Source organism: Muricoccus vinaceus, assembly GCF_042433125.1.
GTDB lineage: Bacteria > Pseudomonadota > Alphaproteobacteria > Acetobacterales > Acetobacteraceae > Roseomonas > Roseomonas vinacea.
On the sequence record NZ_JBHLVZ010000078.1, the window covers coordinates 1 to 8,605 of the forward strand.

Annotated in this window: 7 protein-coding genes; 4 read left to right on the forward strand and 3 right to left on the reverse strand. The window is 62.3% G+C overall.

Translation table 11 applies throughout. The features are described from left to right. Positions 1–67: 67 nt before the first annotated feature. The 3 genes from ACFFIC_RS21670 to ACFFIC_RS21680 form a co-directional block, all read right to left on the reverse strand. Positions 68–715 carry a TMEM175 family protein gene (locus tag ACFFIC_RS21670; protein ID WP_377054239.1) on the reverse strand — a complete coding sequence of 216 codons (648 nt, stop codon included), beginning with the start codon at positions 713–715 and terminating at the stop codon, positions 68–70. A 6-nt stretch (positions 716–721) separates the two neighbouring features. After that, the gene (locus tag ACFFIC_RS21675; protein WP_377054241.1) at positions 722–1,552 is read right to left on the reverse strand and encodes an aldo/keto reductase; all 831 of its coding nucleotides are present in this window, start codon (positions 1,550–1,552) and stop codon (positions 722–724) included. Positions 1,553–1,627: 75 nt separating this feature from the next. Then, a complete protein-coding gene (locus tag ACFFIC_RS21680) occupies positions 1,628–2,206 on the reverse strand; it encodes a TetR/AcrR family transcriptional regulator (protein WP_198382195.1) in 579 nt (192 codons plus the stop codon). 138 nt (positions 2,207–2,344) lie between these two features. Between ACFFIC_RS21680 and ACFFIC_RS21685 the strand changes: the two genes are divergently transcribed. The 4 genes from ACFFIC_RS21685 (at position 2,345) to ACFFIC_RS21700 (ending at position 8,207) form a co-directional block, all read left to right on the forward strand. Further along, the gene (locus ACFFIC_RS21685) at positions 2,345–3,334 is read left to right on the forward strand and encodes a zinc-dependent alcohol dehydrogenase family protein (RefSeq protein WP_009823890.1); all 990 of its coding nucleotides are present in this window, start codon (positions 2,345–2,347) and stop codon (positions 3,332–3,334) included. Between the two features lie 202 nt (positions 3,335–3,536). Beyond that, the gene (locus ACFFIC_RS21690; RefSeq protein ID WP_109462186.1) at positions 3,537–3,827 is read left to right on the forward strand and encodes a metal/formaldehyde-sensitive transcriptional repressor; all 291 of its coding nucleotides are present in this window, start codon (positions 3,537–3,539) and stop codon (positions 3,825–3,827) included. A 215-nt stretch (positions 3,828–4,042) separates the two neighbouring features. Continuing rightward, complete coding sequence (locus ACFFIC_RS21695) at positions 4,043–5,152, forward strand: S-(hydroxymethyl)glutathione dehydrogenase/class III alcohol dehydrogenase (RefSeq protein ID WP_377054245.1); 1,110 nt, start codon at positions 4,043–4,045, stop codon at positions 5,150–5,152. Positions 5,153–5,561: 409 nt separating this feature from the next. Next, positions 5,562–8,207 carry an excinuclease ABC subunit UvrA gene (locus ACFFIC_RS21700; protein WP_377054247.1) on the forward strand — a complete coding sequence of 882 codons (2,646 nt, stop codon included), beginning with the start codon at positions 5,562–5,564 and terminating at the stop codon, positions 8,205–8,207. The last annotated feature ends 398 nt before the right edge of the window (positions 8,208–8,605 follow it).

The following is an 8,605-nucleotide window of genomic DNA, read 5'->3' on the forward strand; positions in this document are numbered from 1 at the left end:
GGCATGCCGCCAGCTTCGCCTGACGAGTTCGTTCCAGCCAGAGCTGGCCAACGTGACAATGCCGGTCTCAGCCATTCTCCGGTTCTTGGCCTGGCTTGTAGCTGGGCTTTGCTGGCGGAACGATATAGCTCAACGTAACGATCCCCGCGACGATCAGTCCAGCACGCCAATTCCAGAATGCCAAGACGAACGCTGCCCAGTAGGCTCCGGCAGTGACGGCGAATTTGAGAGTTGTCCGCCTGAGGTAGGCGTCCGTCAGGCGCGGGTCTGGAAGCCCCCTCGCGGTTGCATAGACCCAACGCACGAACCACCACGTCGCCGGCGCCGCTACCACGCCCAGATAGGCTAAAACGGCGGTCTTGCTTTCCGCGTCACCGCCGAGATGCTCGATGAGCGGCCGTGCAGGAAATGGCGTAATGCTGACAGCGGCAAGAAAGCCGATGCTCAGCAGATTGTAGCCATGATCGGTTTTTTGCAGAAGCTTGCCGGTTAAGTGGCTGGAAGCCCAGTAAAGGCCGATCAGGATCACGCTAAGGGCGTAGGCCGCATATTCCGGTGCCAGCTTTAGGTATGCCGCTGCCAGCTCGCCGTCAGTCGGCTCTGGTGCGTGTAGTTCGGTCACCGGGAGGGTGATGGCAATTGCCAGCACCGCGTCCATGAACGCCTCGAGACGATCCGATTTGCGTTCGGTTGCTTTGAGAGAGGATGTCGCCATCTGACGTTACAGCATTTCGAGTGGGCGACGGCCCGCTGGCCGGGGAAATGCCGCATCGAGTGTCGCAAGGTCGGCGTCTGAGAGGACGATATCTGCGGCAGCGCGGTTCTCCTGCACATGTGCAATCGAACTCGCTTTCGGGATGGCGATAAGGCCATCGTGGCGCAACGTCCAGGCAAGTGCGACCTGCGCAGGGGTTGCGCCAACCTGGGCCGCTACTTTGTCGAGGGCGGGATGGCTTGTGAGGCGTCCCTGCTCGACGGGACTATACGCCATCACTGGCACTTTGTGCTGGGCGAGCCACGGCAACAGGTCCAACTCAGGGCCTCGACGGACGAGATTGTAGAGGATTTGATCGGTTACGCAGCCATCCCCGCCGGCAGCGACAAGCTCGTCCATATCGTCGATATCGAGGTTGCTGACACCCCAATGCCGAATCTTTCCTGCCGATTTCAGCGCCTTCATTGCCTCTATCGTCTCAGCGAGCGGCACCGATCCCCGCCAGTGGAGCAGGTAGAGGTCGAGCCGATCGGTGCCGAGCCGCTTCAGGCTCGCCTCGCACGCACCGGCAAGGCGGGAGCGCGATGCGTTCTGTGGATACGCCTTGCTGACGAGGAATAACTGGTCGCGACGGTCGCCGAGCGCTTCGCAGATCAGCGTTTCCGCCGCACCATCGCCGTACATTTCAGCGGTATCGACGAGCGTCATGCCCAGTTCGACACCGGCGCGCAGCGCGGCGATTTCATCGGATCGCCGCTCGGCACGCTCACCCATCTTCCAGGTGCCTTGACCCATTGAAGGAACCACTTCCCCGCCGGGCAATGTCACGTGTTTCATGTGCTTTCGTCCTATGAGATGAGTTCGACTGTTCGGTCGCGGGAGGCGGATTGGCAGATGACCACTATGTAACGATCATATCGCGGCCGGCCATCGATCGAGTGCCATTTTGGCGATCGAGAGCAGTTCGTTGATCGTAGCGCCGTCGCGTGCCTGAACGGACATGCCTTCCATGACCGTATTGATGAACTTGCCTAGCACGGCCGGATCGGTGTTGGCCGCAAGCTCGCCCTGCGCGGCGCCGCGTTGCAGACGCTCGATCAGGAGGGCCTCCGCCGCGATACGCTTGTCGCGCAGCAGGCATTCGATGGCGGCGGACGCCGGCGAAACGGCTGCCGCTGCCGAATACATGAAGCAGCCGGCCGGCGTTCCAGGTTCCGAGAATGATGACGCCGCTCGTTCCAGCAGGCCTTTGACGGCCTCGTAGGTGGACAACGCCGGATCGTTGATGGGTGCATAGAGGTGGACGCTGAACGTCGCGGCGTAGCGCTCGATCACCGCCGCAAACAGCCCCGCCTTGTTATCAAACGCTGCATAGAGACTTGCGGCGGCGACGCCAGTCTCCGCCACCAGATCGGCCATCGATGTCGCCTCGTAGCCGCGCTGCCAGAACAGCCGCACCGCCTTGTCGAGCGCAGCGTCAGTGTCGAACACACGAGGGCGACCTGCGCGGCGACGGGCTTTCGTCTCTGTCATCTCTGATGCACGATATGGAACGATCGATAAATAATATCTTGAAACGGGTGGTCCGCTCCCTTACAGAACGATCATTCAATAATCAAGGAGTCTCCAATGAGCCGCATCGTCCGTATCCACGAATATGGCGACGCCAGCGTCCTCAGGATTGAAGATGTGGCAGTCCCCGCGCCCGCGGCCGACGAAGTGCAGATCGCGGTGAAGGCGATAGGCATAAACCGCGCCGAGGTGATGTTCCGCAACCATGCCTACCTTCAGGAAGCCGAGTTCCCGAGCCGCCTTGGCTATGAGGCTGCCGGCACTGTCGTTACGGTCGGCGCGGACGTGACCGGGTTTGCGGAAGGCGAAGCCGTCAGCGTCATCCCCCCGCTCGATATCGCGCGCTGGGGCACTTATGGCGAGGTCGCCAACGTGCCCGCCCGCCTCGTCGTCAAGCATCCGGCGGCGCTGTCGTTCGAGGAAGCGGCGGCCGTGTGGATGCAGTATGTCACCGCCTGGGGGGCGCTGGTGGAGCAGGCGAAACTCGGCGAGGGCGATTTCGTCATCGTCACTGCTGCCTCCAGCAGCGTCGGCCTTGCTGCCTTCCAGATTGCGCGGATGGTCGGCGCGACGGTAATCGCGACGACGCGTACCGGCGCCAAGCGCCAGGCCCTGATCGATGCCGGTGCACATCATGTCGTCGCGACCGGGGAAGAGGATCTGGTAGCGAGGGTGATGGAGATAACCGATGGTCAGGGTGCGCGCGTGGTGCTCGATCCGGTCGGAGGCCCGTCGTTCGAGCCGCTGACCGAGAGCATGGCACGCGGCGGCATCCTGCTCGAATATGGCGCGCTCAGCGGCGAACCGACGCCGTTCCCGTTGTTCTCCGTGCTGGGCAAGAGCCTCACGCTCAAGGGGTATCTCTACAGCGAGATCGTCTCGGACGATGCCGCCCTCGATCGCGCCAAGGCGTTCATCGTGGCGGGTCTGGAATCGGGCGCGCTCAAGCCGCGGATCGCGCGCACTTTCCCGCTCGACGCCATCCAGGACGCTCACCGCTTCCTCGAATCGAACGACCAGATCGGCAAGGTCGTCGTTACGGTCTGACCGGCATACCGGGGGGAGTGAGCGATCGCTCCCCCCTTCCCCGACAGAGGATCGGACCCTCGGCGCCCATGCCAAGGCTGCTCGTGGCGCAGGCTTGAGAGCATGACCGGAACCTCGCCCGATTAGAAAAACGCCCGGCTCTGTGCAGGATTGAAACTCCCCCCCTGTATAGTATGCTGGAGCGATTTGTCGGGAAAACGCGATGCCACATTCATCAGAGGACAAGAAGCGAGCCATCACACGCTTGCGGCGTATCAAGGGTCAGGCGGACGCTCTGGAACGCGCGATCGAAGCGGGGGCCGATTGCGCTCCCCTGCTGCAGCAAATTGTCGCCATGCGTGGTGCGACAAATGGACTGATGGCAGAAGTGATGCAGAGTCATCTCAGGGAAACATTCGGTGCGGGCGCAGATCGGGCCGTCGGAGGCGCAGGTGGCGATCACGATGACGGCGTGGAGGGCGTAATGAAGATTCTGCGTACTTATCTTAAATGACAATTTCAGGCTCATTTTCTTGCCCGTGTTCTCCCGCACTTAGAAGCCAGCCCCTGCTGCCTTCTCTGGTTTGAGATCCTCGCTAGGACACCTCTTGTATACTGCTAGGGAGTATGATAAAGATACTCCATACCAGTATGAGAATGTCGACGAATTTGCGCTGACGCAACGGCCTCGCACCAGCAATCAGTTTAACTCAACGAGGGTATCCCAACATGAAATCTCGCGCCGCTGTAGCCTTCGAGGCGGGCAAGCCACTCGAAATCGTCGAGATCGATGTCGCCCCACCCCGGAAAGGCGAAGTCCTCATACGGGTGACGCACACCGGTGTGTGCCACACCGACGCGTACACGCTAGCGGGGAGTGATCCGGAGGGTGTTTTCCCGGTGGTTCTGGGCCACGAGGGCGCGGGCATCGTTGTCGAGGTCGGTGAAGGCGTCACCAGCGTCGAGCCGGGCGATCACGTGATTCCGCTCTACACCGCCGAGTGCGGCAAGTGCGACTTCTGCCTGTCGGGCAAGACCAACCTGTGCGTCGCTGTCCGCGAAACGCAGGGCAAGGGCTTGATGCCCGATGGGACCACCCGCTTTTCGTACAATGGTCAGCCCCTCTATCATTACATGGGCTGTTCAACCTTCAGTGAATATACTGTCGTCGCCGAAGTCTCGCTCGCCAAGATCAATCCCGAGGCAAACCCCGAACATGTCTGCCTGCTCGGCTGCGGCGTCACGACCGGCATCGGCGCAGTCCACAATACCGCCAAGGTCCAGCCCGGAGACTCGGTCGCCGTGTTCGGCCTCGGCGGCATCGGCCTCGCGGCGATTCAGGGTGCGCGCCAGGCGAAGGCGGGTCGCATCATCGCCATCGACACCAATCCGTCCAAGTTCGAGCTGGCACGCCAGTTCGGTGCGACCGAGTGCATCAACCCCAAGGACCATGACAAGCCCATCCAGCAAGTGCTGATCGAGATGACGGGCTGGGGCATCGATCATACCTTCGAGTGCATCGGCAACGTCCACGTCATGCGCGCCGCGCTTGAATCAGCGCACCGTGGCTGGGGTCAGTCGATCGTGATTGGCGTTGCCGGCGCGGGCGAGGAAATCTCCACCCGCCCATTCCAGCTCGTCACGGGCCGCGTATGGAAGGGGTCCGCTTTCGGTGGCGTCAAGGGACGGACACAGCTCCCCGGCATGGTCGAGGACGCGATGAGAGGCGATATCGATCTGGCCCCATTCGTAACCCACACGATGGGTTTGGAGGAGATCAACGAGGCCTTCACACTGATGCACGAAGGCAAGTCGATCCGCACGGTCATTCACTACTGACCCGCCGATCCGAAGCGGCGCGAGGCGCTCGGATCGACAACTCGGCCGTCATCATGGCCCGACCCCGGCCATGATGAAGCGCGCTCTGGCAAATGGGCAACGCGTCGCGATGCGGTAACAAGCGCCGAAGTGCGGTCGTTACATGCCGATAGCGGCACGGACCAGGGCCGCCTGGCCCAGGCGCTTACCAGCGGAGTGTGTGTGGCCTCGTCGCGCGATCCAACGGGAAAAATGGTTTTGTCGTAACCTTTGTATAATGCTGGAAAAATATTTCAAAGGTGCCGAAAATCGGACCAGCCTGACCGTTGGATGTATTGAGTCGGAAATGCATTCATCTGTTACCCGACTGTGATGAACCACGGGCCGCACGGGCGTATAGGGCAGGAAGACTGTATTGAAGAGCAAGGATATTCACGCGACGACGCCGGCCACCGACCATGGGCATACGGGGCCGCCCGCTTGCGTGCAGGTTCGCGGCGCGCGCCAGAATAACCTCAAAAATATTGACGTCGATGTACCGCGCGACGCCTTCGTGGTGTTCACCGGCATATCGGGCTCGGGCAAGTCATCGCTCGCGTTCGGCACCCTTTATGCCGAAGCCCAGCGGCGTTATCTGGAATCGGTTGCGCCTTATGCCCGTCGCCTGATCGACCAGGCCGGCGTGCCGGAGGTCGACGCGATCGACGGTTTGCCGCCTGCGGTCGCGTTGCAGCAGCAGCGCGGCTCGGCCAACGCGCGATCCTCGGTCGGCAGCGTGACGACGCTCTCCAGCCTGGTGCGGATGCTCTATTCGCGCGTCGGCGAATATCCGCGCCATCAACCCATGCTCTATGCGGAGGATTTCTCCCCCAACACGGTCGCGGGGGCCTGCGCGACCTGCCACGGCATCGGCCGCGTATATGACGCGACCGAAGAGACGATGGTTCCTGACGACAGCCTCACCATTCGCGATCGAGCGATCGCCGCCTGGCCGGCCGCCTGGCATGGCCAGAACCTGCGCGATATCCTCGTTTCGCTCGGCTATGACGTCGATACGCCGTGGCGCGACCTGCGGAAAAAGGATCGCGACTGGATCCTCTTCACTGAAGAGGCGCCGACGGTGCCGGTCTATGCGGGCCTGACGCCCGAACAGACCCGGACGGCGCTCAAGCGCCGCATGGAGCCGAGCTACCAGGGCACCTTCACCGGCGCGCGCCGCTATGTGCTGGAAACCTTCGCCAACACTAAAAGCGCGCTGATGAAGAAGCGCGTCTCGCAATATATCATCGGCCGCGATTGCCCGACCTGCGACGGCAAGCGCCTGAAGCGCGAAGCCCTGTCGGTCAAATTCGCCGGCCTCGACATTGCCGAGTTCGGCGACCTGACGGTGCTCAAGCTGAAGGACTTGCTGATGCCCGTCGCGCATGGCGCGTATGGGGCGGTCTCCGCCCCCTCAAAGGGCCATGTTCTGGAAAAAGCGGCCCGCGATGCAGCGGTCGAACAACGGGTTGCGGCGGGCGGCTCTGCGCACAAGAGCGCGCCCGACGTACGCCGCACGCCCAATCTCTCCGACGAGAAGCGGATCGCCGCCCAACGCCTGGCCTGCGAATTGATCGAGCGGCTAGAGCCGCTGATCGATCTTGGCCTTGGCTACATTTCGCTCGACCGCAGCACGCCGACGCTCTCCTCCGGAGAGCTGCAGCGCTTGCGGCTTGCCACGCAATTGTCGTCACAGCTTTTCGGCGTGGTCTATGTGCTTGACGAGCCTTCGGCAGGGTTGCACCCGGCAGATGGCGAAGCCTTGCTCACCATCCTCGAGCGTCTCAAGGCGGCGGGCAACTCCCTGTTCGTCGTCGAACATGATCTCGACGTGATCCGCCGCGCGGAATGGCTCGTCGATGTCGGGCCAGGAGCCGGGGAAAAGGGCGGTGAAGTCCTCTACAGCGGGCCGATAGAGGGACTTGCCGACGTCGAGACTTCGATCACCCGCCGCTACCTGTTCGCAGAGCCGCTCCGCAGCGAGCGCACACCGCGCGATCCCAAGGCATGGCTACGCCTGGAAGGGATCAGGCGGAACAATCTCCATGGTCTCGACGTCGAGTTTCCCATCGGCTGCTTCACCGCTGTCACCGGCGTTTCGGGATCGGGCAAATCCAGTCTTGTCAGTCAGGCGCTGCCCGAGCTCGTCACGGAACACCTCGGCGGCTCCCCCGTGGCCGAGGAGGAGGATATCGATCCGCTGCTCGATGTTGCGCAGAACGACACTGAAGGACGCATTGTTGCAGGCATGGAGCATGTTCGCAGGCTGGTGCGGGTCGATCAGAAACCGATCGGCCGCACGCCGCGCTCGAACCTATCCACCTACAGCGGCATGTTCGACCATGTGCGACGGATCTTCGCTGATACGCCGCTCGCCCGCCGGCGGCACTACAGCCCGGGAAGGTTCTCGTTCAACGTCGCGCAAGGCCGATGCCCTGTGTGCGAGGGCGAGGGATACGTCATGGTGGAGCTGCTGTTCCTGCCGAGCGCTTTTGCCCCGTGCTCGACCTGTCATGGCTCTCGCTACAACCCGCAAACGCTCGAAGTCGAATGGAACGGGCGCAATATCGCCCAGGTGCTCGAACTGACGGTCGACGATGCGTGCGATTTCTTCGCTGGCGAGGCATCTGTGATGCGCTCCCTAGACGTGTTGCGGGAGATCGGTCTTGGCTATCTAAGGCTCGGTCAGCCGGCGACCGAGCTGTCTGGCGGGGAGGCGCAGCGCATCAAGCTGGCGACTGAACTGCAACGCGCTCAACGCGGCAACACGATCTACATCCTCGACGAGCCAACTTCGGGGCTTCACCCCTCCGATGGCGACCGGCTGATGCAACACCTGCAGGGCCTCGTAGACGCCGGCAATACCGTCGTAGTCGTCGAACATGACATGCGCGCCATCACACAGGCGGACTGGATCATCGACCTGGGACCGGGGGCCGGGGAAGATGGGGGCCGTATCGTTGCCAGCGGCGTCCCTGGCGTCGTTGCGGAAGCGGAAGGCAGTCTCACCGCCCGCTATCTCAAGGCGGCGCTGTAGGTCGTAAATCTGGCCGAACGCACGTTCGATCAGGTGCATCTCAACCACACGTTGGAATGGGTCGAATCTGGAAGCGGGAGCCGGCGATGTGTCACCGCGGTTGACGCGGCTTAGGGTTTGAGTGCCCGTCAGGTGCGCCGTGTTCGTGTGATACGCGGCGTGGCGGACGGCCAATCGCTGGCCATCCGCCACGCTTGCTTTGTGCGGACCTTCTCCAGGGAGAGGGCCCTCACATGGTTCGTCGAAACGCCCCGTCTTAATTCCCTGCTGCGAGCGCTGCGCCTACACCTTCTGCGATTTCCTCAACGAGTTTGGCGCAGAAGGCGGGCAAGTCATTGGTCGGCCCTGAATAACCCCATTAGGCCGCGCGGGCTGTCACTGGGAGATGGTCCGGCTGG